This window comes from Caldisericum sp. (assembly GCA_022759145.1).
Lineage (GTDB): Bacteria > Caldisericota > Caldisericia > Caldisericales > Caldisericaceae > Caldisericum.
This window is the reverse complement of record JAEMPV010000032.1, coordinates 1-22,026: the sequence shown is the minus strand read 5'-3', so window position 1 is coordinate 22,026 and position 22,026 is coordinate 1. Positions and strand designations below refer to the sequence as shown.

At 35.1% G+C, this 22,026-nt stretch carries 20 protein-coding genes; 9 read left to right on the top strand and 11 right to left on the bottom strand.

The genetic code is table 11. The features are described 5' to 3' along the window. A partial coding sequence (locus JHC30_02175; protein ID MCI4462962.1) for a TlpA family protein disulfide reductase occupies positions 1 to 459 on the top strand: 459 nt, incomplete at its 5' end. An 8-nt stretch (positions 460 to 467) separates the two neighbouring features. Beyond that, complete coding sequence (gene trxA / locus JHC30_02170; protein ID MCI4462961.1) at positions 468 to 788, top strand: thioredoxin; 321 nt, start codon at positions 468 to 470, stop codon at positions 786 to 788. A 31-nt stretch (positions 789 to 819) separates the two neighbouring features. Here the strand turns inward: trxA and rpe are convergent, their stop codons facing one another. Both rpe and JHC30_02160 read right to left on the bottom strand, forming a co-directional pair. After that, the gene (gene rpe / locus JHC30_02165) at positions 820 to 1,476 is read right to left on the bottom strand and encodes a ribulose-phosphate 3-epimerase (GenBank protein ID MCI4462960.1); all 657 of its coding nucleotides are present in this window, start codon (positions 1,474 to 1,476) and stop codon (positions 820 to 822) included. Next, the gene (locus JHC30_02160) at positions 1,473 to 2,162 is read right to left on the bottom strand and encodes a PASTA domain-containing protein (GenBank protein ID MCI4462959.1); all 690 of its coding nucleotides are present in this window, start codon (positions 2,160 to 2,162) and stop codon (positions 1,473 to 1,475) included. The genes rpe and JHC30_02160 overlap by 4 nt, the downstream gene beginning before the upstream one ends. A gap of 63 nt (positions 2,163 to 2,225) precedes the next feature. On the opposite strand from JHC30_02160, the gene coaD reads away from it, so the two are divergent. From coaD to holA, 5 genes are all read left to right on the top strand, one after another. After that, positions 2,226 to 2,708: a pantetheine-phosphate adenylyltransferase gene (gene coaD, locus JHC30_02155; GenBank protein ID MCI4462958.1), complete on the top strand. Its 483-nt coding sequence runs from the start codon at positions 2,226 to 2,228 to the stop codon at positions 2,706 to 2,708. Between the two features lie 2 nt (positions 2,709 to 2,710). Beyond that, a complete protein-coding gene (locus tag JHC30_02150) occupies positions 2,711 to 3,181 on the top strand; it encodes a hypothetical protein (GenBank protein MCI4462957.1) in 471 nt (156 codons plus the stop codon). Continuing rightward, positions 3,153 to 3,575, top strand: a complete 423-nt coding sequence (locus JHC30_02145) for a DUF177 domain-containing protein (protein MCI4462956.1) — start codon at positions 3,153 to 3,155, stop codon at positions 3,573 to 3,575. The genes JHC30_02150 and JHC30_02145 overlap by 29 nt, the downstream gene beginning before the upstream one ends. 104 nt (positions 3,576 to 3,679) lie before the next feature. Continuing rightward, positions 3,680 to 4,963, top strand: a complete 1,284-nt coding sequence (gene asnS / locus JHC30_02140) for an asparagine--tRNA ligase (GenBank protein ID MCI4462955.1) — start codon at positions 3,680 to 3,682, stop codon at positions 4,961 to 4,963. Then, a complete protein-coding gene (gene holA, locus JHC30_02135) occupies positions 4,960 to 5,958 on the top strand; it encodes a DNA polymerase III subunit delta (protein ID MCI4462954.1) in 999 nt (332 codons plus the stop codon). The genes asnS and holA overlap by 4 nt, the downstream gene beginning before the upstream one ends. Before the next feature lie 4 nt (positions 5,959 to 5,962). On the opposite strand, the gene JHC30_02130 is transcribed toward holA, so the two are convergent. The 4 genes from JHC30_02130 to JHC30_02115 form a co-directional block, all read right to left on the bottom strand. Next, the gene (locus tag JHC30_02130; GenBank protein ID MCI4462953.1) at positions 5,963 to 6,226 is read right to left on the bottom strand and encodes a 30S ribosomal protein S20; all 264 of its coding nucleotides are present in this window, start codon (positions 6,224 to 6,226) and stop codon (positions 5,963 to 5,965) included. 85 nt (positions 6,227 to 6,311) lie between these two features. Further along, complete coding sequence (locus JHC30_02125; GenBank protein ID MCI4462952.1) at positions 6,312 to 8,021, bottom strand: M3 family oligoendopeptidase; 1,710 nt, start codon at positions 8,019 to 8,021, stop codon at positions 6,312 to 6,314. A 1-nt stretch (position 8,022) separates the two neighbouring features. Then, the gene (locus tag JHC30_02120; GenBank protein MCI4462951.1) at positions 8,023 to 8,994 is read right to left on the bottom strand and encodes a hypothetical protein; all 972 of its coding nucleotides are present in this window, start codon (positions 8,992 to 8,994) and stop codon (positions 8,023 to 8,025) included. Positions 8,995 to 9,003: 9 nt separating this feature from the next. Beyond that, a complete protein-coding gene (locus JHC30_02115; GenBank protein ID MCI4462950.1) occupies positions 9,004 to 9,942 on the bottom strand; it encodes an ROK family protein in 939 nt (312 codons plus the stop codon). 93 nt (positions 9,943 to 10,035) lie between these two features. On the opposite strand from JHC30_02115, the gene JHC30_02110 reads away from it, so the two are divergent. Together JHC30_02110 and JHC30_02105 are read left to right on the top strand one after the other, a co-directional pair. Continuing rightward, a complete protein-coding gene (locus tag JHC30_02110; GenBank protein MCI4462949.1) occupies positions 10,036 to 10,884 on the top strand; it encodes a tyrosine-type recombinase/integrase in 849 nt (282 codons plus the stop codon). Positions 10,885 to 10,938: 54 nt separating this feature from the next. Next, entirely contained in the window at positions 10,939 to 12,513 is a 1,575-nt protein-coding gene (locus tag JHC30_02105) for a nucleoside kinase (protein ID MCI4462948.1), read from the top strand. Here the strand turns inward: JHC30_02105 and JHC30_02100 are convergent. The 5 genes from JHC30_02100 to pheS are packed head-to-tail and all read right to left on the bottom strand — an operon-like array spanning position 12,503 to position 21,951. Next, a complete protein-coding gene (locus JHC30_02100; protein ID MCI4462947.1) occupies positions 12,503 to 14,542 on the bottom strand; it encodes a 3'-5' exonuclease in 2,040 nt (679 codons plus the stop codon). The genes JHC30_02105 and JHC30_02100 overlap by 11 nt on opposite strands. After that, positions 14,539 to 16,890, bottom strand: a complete 2,352-nt coding sequence (locus JHC30_02095) for an endonuclease MutS2 (GenBank protein MCI4462946.1) — start codon at positions 16,888 to 16,890, stop codon at positions 14,539 to 14,541. The genes JHC30_02100 and JHC30_02095 overlap by 4 nt, the downstream gene beginning before the upstream one ends. Beyond that, positions 16,872 to 18,536, bottom strand: coding sequence for a hypothetical protein (locus tag JHC30_02090; GenBank protein ID MCI4462945.1), 1,665 nt, complete (start codon positions 18,534 to 18,536; stop codon positions 16,872 to 16,874). The genes JHC30_02095 and JHC30_02090 overlap by 19 nt, the downstream gene beginning before the upstream one ends. Further along, positions 18,529 to 20,925 carry a phenylalanine--tRNA ligase subunit beta gene (locus JHC30_02085; GenBank protein ID MCI4462944.1) on the bottom strand — a complete coding sequence of 799 codons (2,397 nt, stop codon included), beginning with the start codon at positions 20,923 to 20,925 and terminating at the stop codon, positions 18,529 to 18,531. The genes JHC30_02090 and JHC30_02085 overlap by 8 nt, the downstream gene beginning before the upstream one ends. Before the next feature lie 9 nt (positions 20,926 to 20,934). After that, positions 20,935 to 21,951, bottom strand: a complete 1,017-nt coding sequence (pheS, locus tag JHC30_02080) for a phenylalanine--tRNA ligase subunit alpha (GenBank protein MCI4462943.1) — start codon at positions 21,949 to 21,951, stop codon at positions 20,935 to 20,937. Positions 21,952 to 22,026: the final 75 nt, after the last annotated feature.

The following is a 22,026-nucleotide window of genomic DNA, read 5'->3' as shown; positions in this document are numbered from 1 at the left end:
AACACAAATACCACTTCGCAAAGTGGTAATACCGATAGAGAAGTTGCACCAGATTTTTCCTGGAAAGATAATAGCGGAAAGGTTGTAAAACTTTCCGACCTTAAGGGCAAGGTTGTCCTTCTTGATTTCTGGGCAACCTGGTGTGGACCTTGCAGAATGACAATCCCACATGTCGAAGCAATATACGAAAAATACAAAGATAAAGGGGTTGTTGTAATAGGAATTAATCTTGATACAGGCGATTTAAGTAAGGTTCAGCAATTCATAAACGAGCAGGGGATGAAGTATCTTGTGGTAACAGACCCAAATAGCCAGGTTGCAGGACTTTACGGAGTGAATAGTATTCCAAGGTTTTTCTTGATTGACAAGAACGGAAGAATTGCTAAAATGATAATTGGATATGACCCAAATATGGAAGATGTCCTTTCAAAAGAAATTGATAAATTGCTTAGCGAGTGAGGTGAAAAATGGAAGTAAATGAAACTAACTTTAGAGAAGAGGTTTTAAATTCTCCAATTCCAGTGCTTGTAGATTTTTGGGCTGAGTGGTGTGTTCCCTGTAAGATGATAGAACCAATTGTCCTTGAACTTGAAAAAGAATATGCAGGTAAGTTAAAAGTCGTAAGAGTTAATGTCGATGAAAACCAAAATCTTGCAATTGAGTATGGTATTATGAGCATTCCAACACTTGGCATATTTGTTAATGGTGTCCTTGTTGACCAGATAGTTGGCGCAGTTCCAAAAAGAGTTATTGTAGAAAAATTAAAGAAGTATCTTTTGCCGAATTAAGCACATAAGAGCCCTCTTTCGGGGGCTCTTTTTAAGTTTTGCTTCGTGATTTATTAATCGTATCTTTCACAAAATCAAAGTCATTCTTGAAAAAGAAGTTTCCCATTACGAGGATATCTGCACCTTCTTTTAAGACCAAAGGCATTGTTTCCTCGTTTATGCCGCCATCAACAGAAATAAGAAAATTAAGGTTATTCTTTATCCTAAATTCCTGTGCCTTTCTAATTTTAGATAAAGACTCTTTAATGAATTTTTGACCTGAAAAGCCCGGCTCTACACTCATAATTAGGAGTAAGTCAACATAAGGAAGCACATCAAAAACATGTTCAATAGGTGTAGCAGGGTTTAAAGAAATTCCACATTTCCTATTTAGAGATCTTATTTGATTAACTAATCTAAAAGGAAATGTTGTCTCTTCAATATGAAAAGTTATAAAGTCGGAGAACGGAGCAAACTTTTCTATAAATGTTTCTGGATGGCTAATCATAAGATGTGTATCAAAAGGAATATCTGTAAGTTTTCTTAGTTGTTCACCAATAAAAGGTCCGAAGGTTATATTTGGAACGAAATTTCCATCCATAATATCAAGATGAAGAAAACTATCCTCAAAAGATTCAACTTTTTTTATTTCTTCTTTTACGTTTGTAAAATCTGCAGAAATTATTGAAGGTGAGATGTAGAATTTCATTTTGAAATCCTCAATAAAACTTGTGTCCCTTTTTCTACCTTTGCGTTAGGCATTGGATATTGATACAAAACGGTATTTGGTGGTGCATTTGGAACATCTTTGTCAAATTTGTCAACCTTATACAGAACAAGCCCAGCATTTTCTAAAATTGACTTTGCTTCATCAACACTTTTCCCTATAACATTAGGAACAACAACAAAAGTTCCTATACTTATCGTAAGGTCAACTTTTGCTCCGGGTGTTAAGACTGTTCCTGGGTCTGGAGATTGCGAAATCACGACACCTACAGGCATATCTACCTCAACTTCTTTTATTTCTCCAATTGTAAAACCAGCGTCAAGAATAAGTTTCCTTGCTTCATCAAAATTTTTGTTAGTAACATCTGGAACGGTTGCGGTTGCATATCCTGAACTCAAGACAATCTTAACAATACCACCCTTTTTTACAACACTTCCTTCCTCTGGATCTTGTGAAATTATTGTGTCAATTGGATATTGGTCACTTTGCTCCGTTGCGATTACCTGCAACACCAAGCCATTATTCTTTGCAAGAGTTTGCGCTTCAGAAGGCTTCATCCCAACAAAATTCGGAACCTTTACAACCTCATTAGCTCCACTACTACATCCATTAAAGAATAGCAAAACTATTATTGCAATAATTGTGAGTTTTATTGTTTTGTTTTTCATACAATTATTTTATGATTTTTACGAATAATTTGCAAGATTTTTTCTTTTGTTTATACTTTAAGTATGAAAGATAGAGTTTTATACCCTGGGACATTTGACCCGCTAACAAACGGACACCTTGATATAATAGAAAGAGCAAGCAAAATTTTTAAAGAGGTAGTTGTACTTGTTGCAAAAAGGGATGAAAAAAACACACTATTCAACCTTGATGAACGTGTAGAAATTGTTAAGAGTTGTACTGCACACTTGAAGAATGTTAAAGTTGATAAACTCGAAGGACTCCTTGTTCGCTATATGAGGGAAAAGAAAATATATTTGGTGTTGAGAGGGGTAAGATCAAATAAGGACTTTGAGTATGAAAGAGAGATGTTCGAGGCAAACAAAACAATGCTAAAAGATTTTGAGACAATTTTTATGATCGCAACCCCCAAAAATGCTTTCATAAGTTCGAGTTTAATAAAAGAAATCGCACTTAACGGCGGAGATATATCAAGGTTTGTACCTGAAGAAGTACACATAAGAGTTAAAGAAAAATTAAGGAGATGAATATGGGGAAAAGTATTATTGATGAGATAGAAAATTTAAAAACTATTGTAGAAAACGCAAAGAAGGTGCCTTTCTCAAAGTATATTACAGTTGATAGAGACGAAATTTTAGGAAGTTTAATGAGAATAGAAGCGATGCTTCCTGAAGAGGTAAAACAGGCAATAAACATTTCCAAGCAAAGAGATATGATTCTAAAAGATGCATATGAGGAAAAAGAGCGTATTTTAAAAGAGGCAGAAGTGGAATTCAAAAAGAAAGTTGAAGAATCCTCTATTATTGCAGAAGCAAAAAGGCAACAGCAAGAAATAATTAACAACGCAAAATTAGAAGGAGAGCGTATAAAAAACGAAGCACTCCAATTTGCTAATGATGTTCTATCAAAAATTGAAAGTGTTTTGGAAAAAGCACTTTCAACAATAAAAGAAAGTAAGGAGGAGATTTCAAATGAAATTAGAGATACAAAAGATTATTGATGAAGAAAAAGTAGAAGTTAATGAAACGCTCGATTTTTCAAAGGTTGAGATGCCTGCAATAGTGGTAGAGCCAGTAAAAGCAAAACTCATTTTTGAAAACCTTGGCAATCGAGAGATTTTAGTAAGAGGCGAAATACAGACAAAATTAAGATTAACTTGTGTTGTATGTCTTGACGAATTTGATGAAGAATTGAAAATCGAAGTAAACGAAACTTACATTCCCCAAACTTATGTAGAAAATAGGAAAGAGGAACGCCCAATCGAGGAACTAAGCGAATTTACATACACAGGCAATTTTCTTGACACTTTTGAAATTGTAAGGGATAACATCCTGGAGTTCATCCCCCCATATCCGAAATGTCCCAAATGCGCTACAAAAAGTGAAGAAAGTTGAATATAATATAAACTAAATAGCCCAAATTCCGCCTGCTGAGGATGGGCATAAAAAAGGCGGTAAAAAATACCTCAGCCCCGGACGGTGCCGGGAGAAAGCTAACTATGTACATAAACGAGGCTAAAGATAATGTAGGAAAATTTGTAGAGATAAAAGGCTGGGTTTATAATATGAGATCCAGCGGAAAAATTGTTTTTGTGCTTGTGCGTGACGGCACAGGAATCATGCAATGCGTCGTTACAAAAAATGAAGTAGATGATGAAACATTCGAAAAAGCAAAAAAATTAACTCAGGAATCCTCAGTTATAGTGCGTGGGATAGTTAGAGAAGAAAAGCGCGCTCCATTCGGGTATGAACTTGACCTTAAGGAACTCGAAATAGTTCAGCTAACGCAGGACTACCCAATAACACCAAAAGAGCACGGTGTTGGATTTCTAATGGAACACAGGCACCTTTGGTTACGTTCGAAGAGGCAATGGGCAATTCTCAGGATAAGACATAGAATCGCTAAATCTCTCAGAGACTTCTTTGACTTAAGAGGTTTTACGCTAATAGATGCACCAATTCTCACACCCGCAGCATGTGAAGGAACAACAACACTTTTTGAAACAGATTATTTTGGAGAGAAGGCATACCTATCACAAAGCGGTCAACTTTATATGGAAGCAGCCGCAATGGCGTTTGGCAAAGTCTATTGCTTTGGGCCAGCATTCAGGGCAGAGAAATCAAAAACAAGAAGACACCTTATGGAATTCTGGATGCTTGAGCCTGAGGTTGCTTATCTTACATTCGAAGAGAACTTGAAACTTCAGGAAGAAATGCTTTCTTATGTCGTTCAAGAAGTTTTAAAGAACTGCAAAACTGAATTGGAAATAATAGAAAGAGACACAAAACCTCTTGAAAAAGTTGTTCCACCCTTCCCAAGGTTACATTACAGAGACGCAATTGAACTTCTTAACAAAAAGGGATTCAATGTAAAATTTGGTGACGATTTTGGTGGAGACGAAGAGACAGCACTTTCTAATGAATTTGAGAAACCAGTATTTATTCACCACTTCCCTAAAGAAATTAAGGCTTTCTATATGCAACCTGACCCAGACGACCCAGAGACTGTTCTTGCTGCAGACCTTCTTGCTCCAGAAGGATACGGAGAAATCATTGGCGGAAGTGAGAGAATCCATGATTATGATTTACTTCTCAAGAGAATGCAGGAGAACAATCTACCAATCGAAAATTACAAGTGGTATCTTGATTTAAGGAAGTACGGGACAGTCCCTCATAGCGGATTTGGAATCGGATTAGAAAGAACTTTAGCCTGGATTGCAAAACTTCCACATGTTAGAGAAACAATTCCATTCCCGAGAATGCTTGAAAAAATCTATCCATGAGGGAAATCTCAGCAATCGAGTTTTTAAAGGAACTTGACAGCACAATTCCAAAAGAACCACTTATAATACTTGCAGGTGAAGAACATTATCTAAAGGAACAGATAATAAAGAAATTTGTTGAGAAGATTTTTAATGAAGATACAAATAGTATTGATTTTATAAAACTTACGGGGGCAAATTTAACATACGCTGACTTTATAAATTCTGTATCTACGCCCCCCTTTTTTGGTTCAAAACTCGTTCTTATAAAAGATGGGGAACAGATTTCAAAACAGCACCTGCAAAAAATTTTAAGTGCCACTATCCCAGATTTTACAAAAGTAATCCTTACAATAAATGTAAGGGAATTAAATCTATTAAAAGGCAACTTTGTTTTAATAAAGGATTATACAGTTCCGTTGAATCAGGTTGAGGCATGGATTGAGAAAAAGGCAAAAGAATATGGAAAATCAATTACAAAGGATGCAGTAAAAGAACTTATAAAGAGGCTCGATACAAATTTTTACGCACTTTCAACTGAAATCAAAAAACTTTCATTCTATATAGGAGATAAAAAAGAAATTCACCGTGAACATGTAGTAGAAATTGTAAAGGAAATGGGAGATGAAGATATATTTGAATTCGTTAATGCCATAATTTTTCTCAAGAAAGATGAGGCTTTAAGAATGCTCGACTACTTTTTGGGTGACAACGGACAGGAAAATCTTGTACTTTCGCAAATCTTGAAAACCCTTTCCATTTACTTAATGGTAAATGACCTGAAGAACAAAGAAGGAATGAATCTTAGGTCAATTAACGAATATATTGCCTCAATTTATGGAAGTTTCCTTCCTACGAAAACACTTGAAGAAATTTCAAGAAATTTAGAAAAAGTAAGTATAGAGAGTATCGTAAGGCAGTATAAAACCTTTGTAGAATTTGATATAAAGTCAAAAATAGGGGAAATTGATCTTCCCCTTACGCTTAGAAATTATATTCTAACTAAAGTTTCTTAAGGATTTATGCAGTTGCTTCTTGCTTGTGAGCCTGATTAAACTTTGCCATTAATCTGGATTTTTTCCTTGCAGCGGTATTTGGATGAAGAATTCCCTTTGCCTCAAGTTTATCAATAACCTTGATAGCCTCTCTAACCTTTTCTTCCGCGTATCCGCTCTTCTTTGCAAAGTCTAAGGCTCTTTTTAAAGCAACCCTATAAAATTCATTTCTTTCTCTTCTTTTTTCATCTTTTTTAACAGACTTTTTCGATGCTTTTAATATTGGCATTTAGTTACCTCCATAAATCATAAATTCAATTCCTATATAGGATAATGATTTTTTAAAATAAGTCAAGGGGTTATATGAAACTTATCTAATCTAACTCCTTTAATTCCTCTCTTACAAAATCGACAAGTTCACGCACATAATCTTCGTTAAATTTAAACTCAATACCCGCTGCCTTATAAAGTTCTGGTATAGGTTTTTTATAGCCAAGGCTCAAGAACTCTTTATAATTTTTAACCGTTCTTTCTTTGTCCTCCTTATAATTCTTGTACATTGCAAGGGCCCCTAACTGCGCAAATCCATATTCGATGTAATAGAAAGGTACTTCAAAAATATGAAGTTGCTGCATCCACAGTATTCTCAATGTATCTTCAAGCCCTTCCCAATTTACACCCGAAGAGAGTTCTTTCATAAGATTAACAAAGTAATTCTCTCTTTCACTCTCGTTTTCATTGTTTGTATACACAAAATGCTGGAAACTATCCACTGCTATACACCATGGAAGGAATGCAAGAGCTCCTTCTATTTGCTCTCTTTTCGCCTTCTTAAGATCCTCAGGCTTATCATAATACTCATAAAGATAATCAACAGTAAACATCTCCATGCTCATCGAGGCAAGTTCAGCAACTTCCATTGGGTACTCTTTGAAAGGATGAATGAGAATATTTGCCGTATATTTGCTATGAAGTGAATGCCCAGATTCGTGAAGAATCGTTCGCACATCAGAATTCAAACCAACTGCATTCATAAAAATGAAGGAAGAGCCATGTTCAGGAAGCCCCATGTTGTATCCACCAGGTGCCTTGCCTTTTCTGTTCTCAAGGTCAAGGAAGTTTGAGGCCTTCATTCTTAGTAAGTTTAAACCAAACTCATCATCTACATGACCAAGAACTTTGATTGCCTTGCCAACAAATTCATCTATTGTGCTAAAAGGTTTCAAAATTCGGTTATCGACATCCACAGCGGTATCCCACGGTCTTACACTATCAAGATTAAGTTTTTGTCTTTTAATTTCGTTCCTTTCTTTCAAAAACGGAACAACAACTTTTTTAACTACCTCATGGAAATTCAAAACATCTTGAACGGTATATGAAAATCTTCCCTTTTCTATGTGCTTGTAGTCTCTGTAGTTTTGAAAGCCTGCATTTTTCGCTTGAAGGACTCGAATTTCTTTAAGTTCATCAAATACTTTCGAAAGATCGTTTGAAACATTCATTAACGCTTCATATTTCTTGTTCCAGGCTTCAAACCTGACAGATCTATCAGGATCCTTTAAAAACACATTCATCTGTGAAAATGTCTTCTCTTCACCCCTAAAATTTACGGTAAGCTTTGCGATAGTCTCACCGTATTTGTGCGCAATTTCATTCTCCTTTACAAATAGAGGAATGTTCTCTTCCCTGAAAACTTCAATTGCATTCGAAATAATGTTATCAAGATGCTTAAACTCGGGTTCATCAAATTCGTGCCTTACAGGAGAATCATAGTACTTTTTCTTAAGGAGAAAATCATATTGCATTGCAACGCTTGCAACTTCTGAATAGAATTTGTTAAAATCTTCCTGGTATTCTTTTTTATCCATAAAACGAGTCATATTAATGTATTTCCATGCGTATGTTTCCTCGAATATGTCTGAAAGTTCGCCCCATTTTTCAAGGAAATTTAGCATTTCCTGTTTATTACGTACGGGCTCATCAAGTAATTCTTTCAAAGCGCTTTCAAAACTCGCTTTATCTTCTGCTTTAAAGTCCTCACTAAAATATTTTCTTGGTCTTTTCTTAATTACAAGGTCTTCCATTTTACGCTCCTTTTTTAAGTGCATATAGTTTATCAAAACATTCTTTAAGTTCTTTAAAAATCAAATCAACTAATTCTCTATCCCAGTTGCTTTTATCCTCTCTTAAGAAGGTTGTTTTATCAACTCTATTATCAAAGAAGGCAACGGGAATATAAACTTTCTTTTCTTTAACAAAAATATGATCCTCCTTACCTGATGTGCTTCTTAGATACTCCATATCATCAATACCGTATTCTTTAAGCATTACCTCCAGTGGCACACCGTGGTGAAGAATAGAGCCAGGGTCATTCGGATTTGCCCTTTCAAAATTCTTTCTTCTCGACTCCTCAGGGGTTACCCACACATAAAGAATGGAGGAAAGTTTAAGTATATCTAAACTTAATGCATTCAAAGTATGTTCGTATCCATATGGATATGGAAGGGGAAGCGAAGAACCTTGTGGTCCCCCTCTCGCAAATTCAATAACAAATGTAGAATTTGAAATATCTGATTGTGCGCCTTTATTTATATTGGAGAGGATATCTCTTGCTTCCTTTGACAACCTTGGAGAAAGCGAATTCAATAGGGTTTGCGGAAGTTTTGAAAGTCTTTCTTCAATACCAAATTTGGACGCTGCAACATCGATTCTTCTAACAAGTGTTGCAAACGCAAAATCAAGGTTATGGCTTTTGTGCGAAACAATATCGTTAAACTCTAAGTTTATAAGTTCAGTTAGAGTCAGCCAGTCTCTTCCATCCTTAAATGGGCTTTCGTTTGATGCATAAAAAATTCTTGCTTCACCTAATTTTTCAAGTTCTTCATCAATTCTCCTCATAAAGAAAACATAAGGGAAGTCGTCAATGTGAATGTCGCTCCCAAGATGGAGTTCGTTAATTCTCACGGAGTCATCCAGAGAACGTATGAATTTCCTTATTTCCGACTTGCCTGAGGCAGGCAATCCCAAAAGAAGTACAACATCCAATGTATTTTTCATTTAAACCTCCTAAATATTTTTTGATGCAAGTATTCCACTCCCTATCGCAACACCTACATTTCCAAGAGTTGAAAACTCAAATGAAACAGAATTACCAGGTATTTTTAGTGTATTTTCGTAAAAACTTTCCATAATATCATCAAAGATGAGTTTTAAAGACTCACCCATACCACCACCTATGATAATCTTTTCGGGATTTAACAAGTTTACCACTATTGATAAACCATGCCCAATATACTTAGAAGCCCTATAAAGAACCTCTTTTGCAATCGGATCAGAATCTTTGAATTTAAATATTAGAGGCGTATCAATCTTTTCTAAATCAAAATTTACACTTTCAAGCAAGGGAGATTTTGTAGATTTATCTATACTTTCAAGATATGTTCTTCTTATCGAAGGACCAGATGCGAATGCCTCAAAGCAACCATGTTTTCCACATGTGCAGAGTGGTCCTTCTGGGTCAAGGGTGATATGACCAATTTCTCCTGCAAGATTATCCTTGCCTCTTACAATATTCCCGTTTGAAACAATTGCAGAACCTATACCAGTGCCAAAAGTTATGAATAAAAAATCAGATGTATTTTTTCCACTTCCCACATACAGTTCTGCAAGTGCACCAGTTTTAGCATCGTTATCAATTGAAACCGGAATTCCAATCTTATCTTCTATTATTTTCTTAAAATTCACTTCGCTTAAGGCAGGAATGTTAGGAGACCCATGAATTACACCGGACTTAAAATCAATAAAACCAGCAACTCCAATTCCTATTCCTTTTACGGTATCTTTCTTAAGGTAATCTATAACCTCTAAAACATTCTTTATTATTGAATCAAGAGAGTTTACATCACCTGTAGGAATCCTCTTACTTGCAACAACTTCGTAATTTCCGTTTAGTCTTACTCCAAATATCTTTGTGCCACCTAAATCTATGCCAATAAACTCATTCATGATAATTATTTATATCACATTACTAATTTAAGTCAAGAAATATTGCGTTAACTCAAAGGCAATTTAAAATTTTTTTCTGGTATAATTTAAAGTATGGAAGTTAAATTTGACAAAGATAATGTACTCCATGAATTTTCTATGCATATGATGCTGAGAGGTTATTCACCTCTTACCATTAAAAACTATCTTTATATAATTAGAGATTTTTTAAAAGATTTTGATGTGCCGGATTCGAAGTCGATTCAAAAATACTTCCTTAAGAAAGAAATTTCAAAAAACACAAGAGCAACTCAAACTTTGATTTTAAGGAGTTTTGCAAAATTCCTCAAAAAGGAACTCCACATTGAATTTGAAACATTAGACCCTCCAAAAACATCGAAGACACTTCCAACATTTCTAACAAGAGACGAAGTTAAAAGGTTCTTAGAGGTCGTAAAGAAGAACAAAAGAGATTTTACAATAATCTCATTTCTTATCTATACAGGCGTTCGTGTTGGTGAACTTATCAATATTAGAATTGAAGATGTAAACCTTGAAGAAAATTATGTGAGAATCAAAGGAAAAGGTGATAAGGAAAGATTTGTCCCAATAACAGAAGAGTTATCTATTATTTTACAGAGGCATCTAAAAGAGCCTCATTATTCAGACTATCTGTTCGAGACTAAAAGACATACGAAATTTTCGGCTTTAACAATTCAACTTATGGTTAAGAAGTACGCAAAGGAAGCAAACATTCAAAAGAAAATCACTCCCCATAAATTAAGACATACATTTGCAACCCTTGCCCTTGAATCAGGCATTAGCCCGATAACAATAGGGGAACTTTTGGGGCACAGTTCCCTTAACACAACAATGAAATATACACATGTAACAAACAAATTGGCAGTTGATGCAGTAAAAAAGATTAGCGAATTTACAAATCTTAAAGACATAATAGAGTAGCCATTTCAAAGCATAATTTGTGTTTTTCCAAAAAATCAATATAATTTCAATGCTATGGGTAAAAAGATTATTGAAATAGAGCATGTAGATTATCCATATACCTGCGCTATTGTAAACAATCAGCTTATGGGATTCCTCGATGAAGTCGAGGAAGTAAGAAGTATTGAACTTCTTCCGGTAACAGAAGGGGAAGGAAGAAGAACCTATGAAAGAAGTATAGCATTTCTTGCAACGGTTGCACTGAAGAAAGTTTCTAAAGAGCATAGACTCACAATAATGCATTCAATAGGCGAAGCCCTTTACGGAGAAATCGAAAACAGCTCTGACGAAGTTGTAAATAAACTCAAAGAGCAGTTCTTCAATTTAATAAAAGAAAACAAGCCCATTAGAAAATACGACTTAACAAAAGAAACCGCAATAAGAAAACTTGAAAAAGAAGGCAGATTTGAAGATATACAAACAATTGAATATCTTGCAAAGGACGTTATTTCACTTTATGAACTTGACGGAATTTACCTTTACTTTGCAGGACCACTAGTGCCTTTTACGGGAATGTTAAAAGTTGTTGATATAGTAAGAGTAAACGGCGGGCTGTTCTTCTTACTTCCGGATAGAAAAAACCCAAATGTTTTAAATGCACTACCTCGTTACGAAAGGCTGCTTGAAGCATTTAATGAAGGCAAAAAGTGGGCGAATTTACTTGATGTAAGAACTGTTGGAGAACTGAATAGAAGTATCATAAACGGAAGAATATCAAACATTATAAAAATGCAAGAGTCTCTTCATGAGAAAAAGATATCCGAAATTGCAGAACAAATTCTTCAAAGGAAATCTAAGGTAATTCTTATTGCAGGACCGAGTTCCTCAGGTAAGACAACATTTGCAAAAAAACTCGATATACATTTAAGAATCCTTGGCTTCAAACCATACATAATTTCAACAGACAACTACTTCGTTGAAAGGGAAAAAACACCGTTAAACGAGGAAGGCAACCCAGATTATGACACATTAGAAGCAACTGACTATAAGCTGTTACAGGAGCATATAAATAAACTCCTTCAAGGCGAAGAAGTTGAAATTCCTAAATATAATTTCATTACAGGAAAAAGAGAAAAAGGAAAGAAAGTCCGAATAGATGAAAGCGGATTGATAATAATAGAAGGAATACACGCATTAAATCCAGTTTTGACTAAGGATGTAAATGACGAGATTAAATACAAAATCTATGTAAGCGCACTTTCTCAGGTAAACATAGACAACATTAACCGCATTCCTACAAGAGACACAAGACTCATAAGGCGAATTGTAAGAGATGTTCATTTTAGAGGAATCCAGGCTTCGGAAAATCTAAAACGATGGAAAGATGTTATTGCGGCTGAAGAGAAATACATATTCCCATACCAGGAGAATGCGGATGTTATGTTCAACTCTGCCCTCATTTACGAACTTCCAATTCTGAGAAATTTCGCAGAGGTGCCATTAAGGGCAATCGAATATAAAGAAAAGGAGTATGCTGAGGCTTTGAGGCTTCTTAATTTCCTAAATCATGTATTGCCACTTTCTTCGGATGAAGTTCCGCCCACTTCAATTTTACGAGAATTTATAGGTAAAAGTTCTTTTAAGTACTAATATATTTCTTTACGAATTGAATTAGATTTTCTTTCTTTTCTAAAAGCATTGGGGTAGATAGAAACGCATCTTCGTATTTGACAATAAAGTTTTTATCCTTTAGCCTTCCGTCGAAATAAAAAACTGAACTTTTTTCCTTTTGCAGGTTATCTTTTACGAAGTTTTTAAGGTAATACATTGCATAGGTTTCATCTGCATTAATTATATTCATCGGTAATTTAACAACGAAAATCAATTTAAACTTGTTTTTTACAGGAAATTCATAGGTAATAAAATCAACGGTGCCGTCTTCTTTGGATAAGGACTCTTCGATCCACTGATACTTATTTTTTAATTCCATCTTCACGGTGTTCAACTGAATTCTGTTTTCAAAGACGAAAAGAACAGGTTTTATTTGAGAGAATGGCTCATACAAGTCGAAAAATTCCCGAAGAAATTCATCCGCATTTGGAGCGTGCATAAAAAGAGGAATTATACTCATAACCTTTGAGTCCTCTTCCTTCTTTTCGATTTGACCTCTAAGCCCTGTAAATCTTTCTATTGGATTATCACCCTTTAAAGTAAAGTAATTACTTATGAAATTAATAGAACTTGCGATATTCGGTACTTTCGAAAACACTCTTACGGGGTAGGAGAAATTTAGAGATACAGAATCGTTTCCATTACGATAAATATTTTCTGAAAGATCCAAAACATCGTAATTAGTTATACTTGAAAATAATTCATTTCTCGATTCCTTAGACAAATTCTCAAAATTATCAAAGAGTGTTAATATGTCTTGCTTTTTGGTTTCCTCTTCGAAATTTGCAATCATCTCTACATCATTTCTTGAGAAGTTCGCTTTAAGGCTCAAGAAAACTTTCGGGATTCTATAGGCTTCTAAGAAGACGATACTGTCGAAGTTAAAATCAGAAAGAATTTTTAGGCTATTAAAAAAGTTTGAATATTTCATAAAAACAAAATCGCTATTTTCAATCTCATTCTTTTTTTGCATTAAAGGACAAACACTTTTAAAACTGCAGCCGTTGTTCTTACATATTGAAAGGTTCTTTACTATTTTGTTTTTAAGTATGTGAGTCGGTGCACTACTTAAAGTAAAATCATGTGTTTTCATTAAGTAAGAAGCGAGTATTGCAAAGTCAATTCTTAACTCATCTGGAATTTTATCGGGATTATCGATGTAGTAATTCAACCTATCAATACAAATGAAATTTTCAAGTTCAGTTGCATCGAAAGTTTTGCCCTCTTTAAGATTATCCTTAATTTTATCAATAACATTTTCAGAATAAACAACAACGAGCGATTTTCCTCCATTACTAATTAGTTTTGCGATATCTTCAAGTGAACTATTTTCAATATAAAAAACTCCGGGCTTTGTTTTACTCGACTTTTCCCTAAAAGGCAATGTAAGGGTGGGAGCATCAAACTCTTTTAAATTCAAGGTCCCTTTTTCGACATTTTCAAAGTCGCCGAAAAGAAATTCAAAATTCCTTGAATTTCCAATGATCTCGTGAATGAGTTTCATATCCTTATTTGAGAAGGATTTACTTTCTTCTAATATCTTTTTAAAAACTTCGTACAGCATCAAAGCATCGTTAAACGCCCTGTGTGCTTTTTCTCTTTTAATGTTTAAAGTTGCTACAAGTTTCTCAAGACTATGAGAACTAAATTCTGGATATATTAGCCTTGCAAGTTCAAGCGAGTCAATGACCTCGTTTTGGACTCTCTCTTCAAGGAATCTCTCAAGAAATTCTTTATCAAATGAAGCATTGTGGGCAACAAGAACTGCATCCTCAATAAATTTCTTAAAATCTTCTTTAATTTTCTCTCTATCCTGCGCTTTATCAAGTTCTTCTTGCGTTATACCTGTAAGGTTTGTAATAAATCTTGGCAGCAACTTGCGCGGTCTTACAAGGGTTTTAAAAGTTGAGACAACTTCAAAATCGACAACTTTTATTGCTCCTATCTCTATAACTTCATCGTCTTTATTTAAGCCGGTTGTCTCAAGATCAAAAAAGACAAACTTCATTTGAAAAATACTATCGTGGTACCAATGCCACCTTCTGAGGGGGTTCCTATTTCGAAACGAGCGACTCGCTTATTCGTCCTCAAATACTGCGTTATCGCTTCCCTCAAAGTACCCGTACCTTTCCCATGGACTATAAAGACATATGGAAGACCATGTAAGTATGCCTTGTCAAGATACTTGTCAAGTATGTCAATCGCTTCCTCAACAGTATAACCATGCAAATCAATTTTCATTGGGATTTCTTCTTCAAAAAGGTTTTTTAACTCCACTTTTGACTCTCTTGTTTTTTCACTTTTCTCAAGACCAGTTACTTCAATATCTGAAAGTTTAAGTGTTGCTCTTATTGCGCCGATCTGGACAATCGCTTTCCCTTCGTCACTCTTTATCTGGAGAACAATACCCTGTGCCTTAAATGTAGGAACATAAACAAGCATACCTTCTCGCAACTGGGGAGCTTCGCCCTTATGTAATTCTCTAATTTCCTCTTTTTCTTCTTGTTCTTCAAGATTCGCTTCTTCATTCTTAAGGACTTTTTTCATTTCCTGTATCTCTTTTTGAGACTTTATGTATGTATCAAGGTTTTCAAGGATTTTATTCATCTTTTCTTTTGTTTCGTCTATAATTCGCTGCGCCTCTTCGTATGCCTTTCTAATCTCAAGCCTCTTCCTCTCTTCTAATTCCCTTAATTTTTGTTCATATGTTTCCTTCAGTCTCAACGCCTCATTTTTTGCAATTTCTGTTTCGTTTCTCATCATCTCAATCGCTCTATTATCCTCATGCATTTTGCTTACAATTTCTGCTTTTTCAATAAAATCTGAAGAAAGTTCATTTTTAGCATCATTTAGAACATCCTCAGGCAATCCGAGGCGCTCAGCAATAATCAAAGCGTGGCTTTCACCTGGAATTCCTATATACAGTTTATATGTTGGCGAGAGCGTATCAACATCGAAACCAACAGATGCATTTTGTGCTTCTTTAAATTTGTAAGGAAATTCCTTTATCTTACCATGATGTGTTGTTACAATTGAAGTTGCGCCAATGTCGTAAAGTTTCTTAAGGATAGCAACTCCTAATGAGGCACCTTCCTCGGGATCAGTTCCCGCTCCAAGTTCGTCAATTAAAACAAGATCTTTATCGGTTGCGTTTTTAATAATATCGATTATTCTTGTCATATGAGAAGAAAAAGTAGATAAATTTTGTTCTATACTTTGTTCATCGCCTATATCTGCAAATACTTCTCTAAAGAATCCAACCTTTGAATTTGAAATCGCAGGAATATGCATACCAGCCTTTGCCATTAGCGTTAACAGTCCCGCAGTCTTCAGGGTGACGGTTTTTCCGCCTGTGTTCGGACCTGTTATTATGAGCATTTTGAAATTTTCCCCTACCTCAATGTCGATTGGGACTACCAAATCATCCTTTATAAATGGATTTCTTGCCTCATACAATTCAAGATATGGTTCAGGAACAATAATTGGCTCACTTGCTTTTAGTGCTGATGATAATCTTGCTTTTGCAAAGATAAAGTCAAGTTTGTAAATAATATTTAAAGATTCGAAAACCGCATTGAATTTGTTTCTTATCCTTTCTTCTAACTCGAGAATTATTCGCTCTTCTTCTTTTCTTTCCTTTGAGAACAATTCAACTAATTTATTGTTTAACTCGACAACAGCCATTGGTTCAACAAAGAGTGTAAGCCTGCTTCCAGATTCACCCTGCACTACATAATTAAAAGAAGGTTTTGAGTTAAGCCGTATTGGTATCACATATCTATCATTTCTTTTTGTAATAATTTTGTCCTGAATAGCATCTTCATTTTCCTTCGAGTAAAGTATTTCCTGAAGTATGGATTGGATTCTAAGATATGTTGTTTTAATTTCTCTTCTTATTATGCTTAGAAGGGGGGAAGCATCATCAACAATTTTCCCGTCGTTTCCGATAACCTTCCTTATCGCTTTTACAATGTCTTCAAAATTTGAAAGACGCATCGTATATTTGAAAATCTCAGGATACGAATCTCTATAGGAATCGCCAATTTCTTTAATCTCAGAAATCGCCGAAAGTACATCGGATACTCGAAGCATTTCTTCCGGGGTAAGTAGCGAAAGAACCTTTATCTTTTCGAAAAGTGACTCGATATCAACAAATTCAACAAAAGGTAGATCGCCTTCAGCATCAAGAAATTTTTTTGCATCGGTTGTTTCCTTTAATGCCTCTTTTACTTCATCTATAGATTCATAAGGGGTTAGGTTTATACTCAGTTCTTTTCCCCCCTTCGTAAATGAGAGAGACTCAAGTCTATTAATAATTTTGTCGTATTCAAGCGATTTTAATGTGTCTTCACGCATAATAAATCTCTTAACTCCTCCAAACTATATGTGTTCAAAACTTCTTCTTTTCTCACCCATGCCCTCCTTAAAATTTTAACACCATACTTCATAAAGTGCAAATGCCCTCGGTTGTGCGCATCCGTCCCAACCGAAAAGTATTTTACATGAGCTCGTTTTGCTTCTTTTATAAGTCCAGTACTTAAATCCATCCTATTGGGAAATAGATTTACTTCCAAACTTACACCATATTTTGAGGCTGCCTCAAAAATTTCTCCAATGTCAACTTCAATACTTTTTCTCACAAAAATTATCCTGTTTGTTGGATGTGCTACAACATTAATTATACCACTTTTTATTGCTTTCTTCACTCGTTCTGTATTTTCAAAACGCGTATTCGAAAACTGGTGAAGTCCTCCAATCGCAAAGTCAAGTTTGCTCATCATTATCTCGTCAACATCAACAGACCCATCGTAGTTTATTTCAGCTTCAATTCCCTTTAGAAGAAACGGATTGTATCTTGCGCTGTTAATTCTATCAATAAGTTCGCTTTCCTTTATGTAAAGTTTTCCCGAAACGCCATTTGCAATTCTTAACCCCTTTGAGTGGTCAGTTATAGCAAGGTAGTCGTAGTCCAAAAATTCTCCTTCCTCGTGCAACTCTGAAATAGTAGATAAACCGTCTGAAAAAGAAGAATGCACATGAAGATCTCCTTTAATATCTGTAAGATTAACGAGTTTGGGGATTGAGTTTGAAATCGCAAGATCAATTTCCTCTTCGCCTTCCCTGAGTTCTGGGGGAACATACTGAAGAGATAATTTGCTATAAAATTCTTCTTCGGAATTAGCATATAAAAGCACAAATCCACTCTTTGAAATTTCAAAGCCTTTTGCCTTTGCAATTTTCTGAATTTCATTATTGTGCTGTTTTGAGCCGGTATAGTACTGAAGACCTGAATAGAAAAATTCCTTCGGTAATTTATAAAATTTAAGCTGGACTCCGTCTATATCTCTAAACTGGATTAAATTTCCCTTTCTTGTAAAATTTACAATATCAAAGGAAGTAGTTATTTCTTTAAGGAGATTCTGCTCGTCAAAATCGTAAACAAAATCAATGTTATTAACTACTTCTTTTCCCCTCCTTACACTTCCTGCAACACTTATGTTTCCGGCGTCTTCGAGTGCCAAAGTTATAGCATTTGCATAGGCGCATGCATAAAAAAGGCTTAATTCTTTTGTGGTACTCTCATAATAAAAAATTGCCCTTCGCAACTGCTCCTCAAAATTCTCTGAAAAAAAGCGTTTAATTTTTCCGCTTTTAATAGACCTCTCAAGGTCGGAAAGAGAATCAATATTGAGCGTATTATACAACTTAAGGACATCGTTTACTCTAATTCCTGGAATCGATGCCATTTGCTTTAAGACTTTTGGAATTCTTGCTTCAAGAGATTCTTTCAATGGAGAATACCCAAGTTCAAGGATATTTAAAATCTCTTCCTTTGCTAAAGGATGAAGAAAATCAATATTGGGGAATTTAATCAAAGGCTTTTCAAGTGCAAGCACAGAAAGAGCAGAATTTTCAAAAGCATATGCATTATTTATATCACCGCTTAATTCAAGGAGCGACTTTATCTCAAGTAATTCTTTTGCAATCTTGTAATTATTCATTCTTTCTAACTACACCACCAACATTCCTTGAAATACTATCCTCAATTTTTTTCATAAACTCGTCAACCTCTGCCCCTTGAAGGGTTCTTTCAAGAGAAACAAACTCAAGAGAGTAGGCAAGGTTCTTTTTATCGGGAGGTAACGGCTTGCCTGTATACACATCAAAAAGGACTATGCTTTTGAGTTCTTTTATATTTGCATCCTGTATTGCTCTTCTTACATTATACTCCTCGGTATCCTTATCTACGACTATTGCAATATCCCTCTTAACCGCTGGGTAAATTGAAAATTGAGAAAAGTGTTCTTTTTTAGAAGACATTTCAAAAATTTTATTAACATTTAATTCGGCAAAGTATGCATCTTCCAGAATATCAGGATGAATACCTCCAATGTATCCTAAAACAACGCCGTTTGAATAAACTTCTGCTGTCTTATAAGGGTGTAAATATGGGAAATTCGATTTTCTAAACTCAGCCCTTATGCCAAAATCCTCAAAAACCGCCTCAATAAGTCCTTTTAAATAATAATAATCATAAGGCAAAGTTTTCCCGTAAGGATTCCTGTAGACTCTGTTACCTTTAAGGAATATAGAAAAGTGATACTCTTCATTGAAATTCGTGTTATCCTTAAAGAATATCTTCCCTATTTCAAACATCGCAAGATTTTCTTCCTGGACATTTATGTTTCTTACGGCGACTTCATAACTTCCAACAAAAAGTGACGGTCTTAAAAGAGACATATCTTCAGTAAGAGGATTAAGAATTTTTATTACTTTTTCTTCATCATATAAGCCAAACTTAGAAAGTATTTCTTTGTTTGTAAGAGTTGATGTCACAATTTCATTCAGTCCAAGCCTTAAAAGAACCTCTCTAAGTTCCATATTGAACTTAACGATTGGTTCGAAACTTCCACTCCTTAGCGGTGCAACAATTGGCTTCTCCGAAAACTCGTTATATCCGCGCATTCGTATTATCTCTTCAATAAGGTCTTCTTCAATAGAGATATCCTGCCTGAAGGATGGAGCAGAAACCAAAAATCCATTTTCAATTTCTTTATAATCAAAGCCTTCCATGTCGAAGTACTTTTTAATTTCTTCCTTAGATATGTCTTCACCCAACAGGCTTGAAACCTTATTCACACGCACTTTTACGCTTTCCTTCTCCGATCTAAAATCTGCAACGCTATCTTTATAGGCTTTACCTCCCCCTTCCTCAAGTATCAACTTCGATGCAACAAGAGAAGCAATTCCCGTAAATTTAGGATCAACTCCTTTTTCAAAAAGTGAAGACGCATCCGTCAAAAGCCCCAAACTTCTTGCGCTTTTGGATATAGTCGAGGGTGTAAAATATGCACTTTCAAGAAAAACATTTTTGGTTTCATTCGTAACGGCAGTTCCAAGACCCCCCATAACTCCTGCAAGGGCAACAGGACCGCTTTCATCAGTTATGAGAAGATTCTTTGAGGTAAGGACTCTTTCAACGCCATCAAGCGTTACTATTTTTTCTCCATCTCTTGCAAGTCGCACGACAATTTTTCCTTTTAACTTATCAAAATCAAAGGCGTGGAGTGGTTGTCCGTACATTTTTGCAACGAAATTAGTAATATCAACAATGTTATTTATTGGACGAATCCTTAAACTGAACAACTTTTTCCTTAAGTTATAACTTGATTGCTTTACTGTAACTCCGCTTATTAATCTTCCTGAATAGAAACTGCAATGTTCCTTATCTTTAATTTCGACAGCAAAAGGTGTAAAAGGAAGATCCTTATCGTCAAGTATGTCATATTTAAACTTATCAAAGTTTGCCCTGCGCTTTTCATCTCTTGCAAGGAGAATTTCAACCCATCGTGCAACCCCAAGCGCATAAAAAGCATCTGCTCTATCTGGAAGAAGAGACAATTCTAAAAGCGTATCCTCAACGGGAAATGCATCCTCAAATTTTATACCAATTGGTGTTCCCTCGGGCAGAATAAGGATTCCTGTCTTTTCATCGTTACTTAACAAATCCGAATCAAGACCAAGTTCATTATAAGAAAGAAGCATTCCTTTAGAAATGTGTCCTGAAAATTCTTTTTCCTGGATTACCCTTCCATCACTTATTCTGGAATTTACTCTTGCGTATGGAACAATGTCGCCTTGTCTTACATTAGTTGCTGCAGTTACTACATCAAATACACCATCTCCTGTATCAACTTTAGCTTTAAATAATTTCGTTCCTTCAATTGGATAAATTTCAACAACTCTTGCTGTTACAACTCCTTCAAACTTTTTTTCAACATTCTCAACCTTTTCAACCTCAATACCAATGTTAGTCAACTTATCTGCAAGTTGACTTGGCGTATATGGAAAGTCCAAAAGTTCCTTAAGCAACCTATAAGAAATTATCATATCGCCTCCTTAAAATTGTTTTAAGAATCTCATATCATTCTGTAAAAAGTATCGTATATCAGGAATACCATACTTTACCATTGCAATTCTTTCAATGCCCCAGCCGAATGCAAAGCCCTGGTACTCCTCAGGATCTATTCCAACATTTTTCAATACATTAGGATGAACCATACCAGAGCCACCCATTTCAAGGTAACCTGTATATTTGCATACAGGGCATCCTTTTCCACCACATATCACACATGTAATTGAAGTTTCTGCACCAGGCTCAACAAAAGGAAAATATGAAGGAGTGAATCTAACTTTCGTGTTTTCTCCAAACATCTTCTTTGAGAACTCAGAAAGCGTTGCTTTAAGATTTGCAAAAGAAATGCCTTTATCTACAACAAGACCTTCGATTTGATGAAATTGAGGGGAGTGTGAACTATCAAGTGCATCTCGTCTGTAGCATCTTCCAATCGCTATCATCCTTATAGGTGGCTTTTGCTTTTCCATTGTTCGGATTTGCATTGGTGATGTTTGAGTTCTCAAAAGCATCTTTTCTGCAAGATAAAATGTGTCCTGCATATCTCTTGCAGGATGATGTTCAGGTATATTTAAAGCCTCGAAATTGTAATAATCGCTTTCTATATCTGGGCCTGAAAAAACATCAAAACCCATCGAAATAAAAATAGATTTTACCTCTTCAATTACTTTATTTAGAATGTGCTCTGTTCCTTTTTCCAGGATTAGTCCAGGCGCAGTTACATCAACTGCTTCACTTCTAAGTTTTTCTTCCCTTAAAATATTTGATAACTCTTTCTCTTTTTCGGTTATTAAATTTTCTATGTATTCTTTTAAGTTGTTTACTTTTTCGCCAAACTCCTTTCTTTCATTTTCTGGAACACTTTTAATTTGCTTGAAGAGTTCTTGAATCTTACCCTTCTTGCCCAGGAAAAAAATTTCTATTTGTCTTAATTCATCTAAGTTTTTAATTTTATTAATTTGCTCTTCAAAATCTCTTTTCAAATCCTCAAATATTTCCATAAAATTGCCTCCTTATCTTCAAATTTTATCAATAAAAAAATAAAAGTCAATAAAAAAGGCCCTGACTTAATCAAG

Coding starts and splice junctions, on each gene's coding strand:
- trxA (MCI4462961.1), top strand. CDS start 468: ATGGAAGTAAATGAAACTAACTTTAGAGAAGAGGTTTTAAATTCTCCA.
- rpe (MCI4462960.1), bottom strand. CDS start 1,476: ATGAAATTCTACATCTCACCTTCAATAATTTCTGCAGATTTTACAAAC.
- JHC30_02160 (MCI4462959.1), bottom strand. CDS start 2,162: ATGAAAAACAAAACAATAAAACTCACAATTATTGCAATAATAGTTTTG.
- coaD (MCI4462958.1), top strand. CDS start 2,226: ATGAAAGATAGAGTTTTATACCCTGGGACATTTGACCCGCTAACAAAC.
- JHC30_02150 (MCI4462957.1), top strand. CDS start 2,711: ATGGGGAAAAGTATTATTGATGAGATAGAAAATTTAAAAACTATTGTA.
- JHC30_02145 (MCI4462956.1), top strand. CDS start 3,153: ATGAAATTAGAGATACAAAAGATTATTGATGAAGAAAAAGTAGAAGTT.
- asnS (MCI4462955.1), top strand. CDS start 3,680: ATGTACATAAACGAGGCTAAAGATAATGTAGGAAAATTTGTAGAGATA.
- holA (MCI4462954.1), top strand. CDS start 4,960: ATGAGGGAAATCTCAGCAATCGAGTTTTTAAAGGAACTTGACAGCACA.
- JHC30_02130 (MCI4462953.1), bottom strand. CDS start 6,226: ATGCCAATATTAAAAGCATCGAAAAAGTCTGTTAAAAAAGATGAAAAA.
- JHC30_02125 (MCI4462952.1), bottom strand. CDS start 8,021: ATGGAAGACCTTGTAATTAAGAAAAGACCAAGAAAATATTTTAGTGAG.
- JHC30_02120 (MCI4462951.1), bottom strand. CDS start 8,994: ATGAAAAATACATTGGATGTTGTACTTCTTTTGGGATTGCCTGCCTCA.
- JHC30_02115 (MCI4462950.1), bottom strand. CDS start 9,942: ATGAATGAGTTTATTGGCATAGATTTAGGTGGCACAAAGATATTTGGA.
- JHC30_02110 (MCI4462949.1), top strand. CDS start 10,036: ATGGAAGTTAAATTTGACAAAGATAATGTACTCCATGAATTTTCTATG.
- JHC30_02105 (MCI4462948.1), top strand. CDS start 10,939: ATGGGTAAAAAGATTATTGAAATAGAGCATGTAGATTATCCATATACC.
- JHC30_02100 (MCI4462947.1), bottom strand. CDS start 14,542: ATGAAGTTTGTCTTTTTTGATCTTGAGACAACCGGCTTAAATAAAGAC.
- JHC30_02095 (MCI4462946.1), bottom strand. CDS start 16,890: ATGCGTGAAGACACATTAAAATCGCTTGAATACGACAAAATTATTAAT.
- JHC30_02090 (MCI4462945.1), bottom strand. CDS start 18,536: ATGAATAATTACAAGATTGCAAAAGAATTACTTGAGATAAAGTCGCTC.
- JHC30_02085 (MCI4462944.1), bottom strand. CDS start 20,925: ATGATAATTTCTTATAGGTTGCTTAAGGAACTTTTGGACTTTCCATAT.
- pheS (MCI4462943.1), bottom strand. CDS start 21,951: ATGGAAATATTTGAGGATTTGAAAAGAGATTTTGAAGAGCAAATTAAT.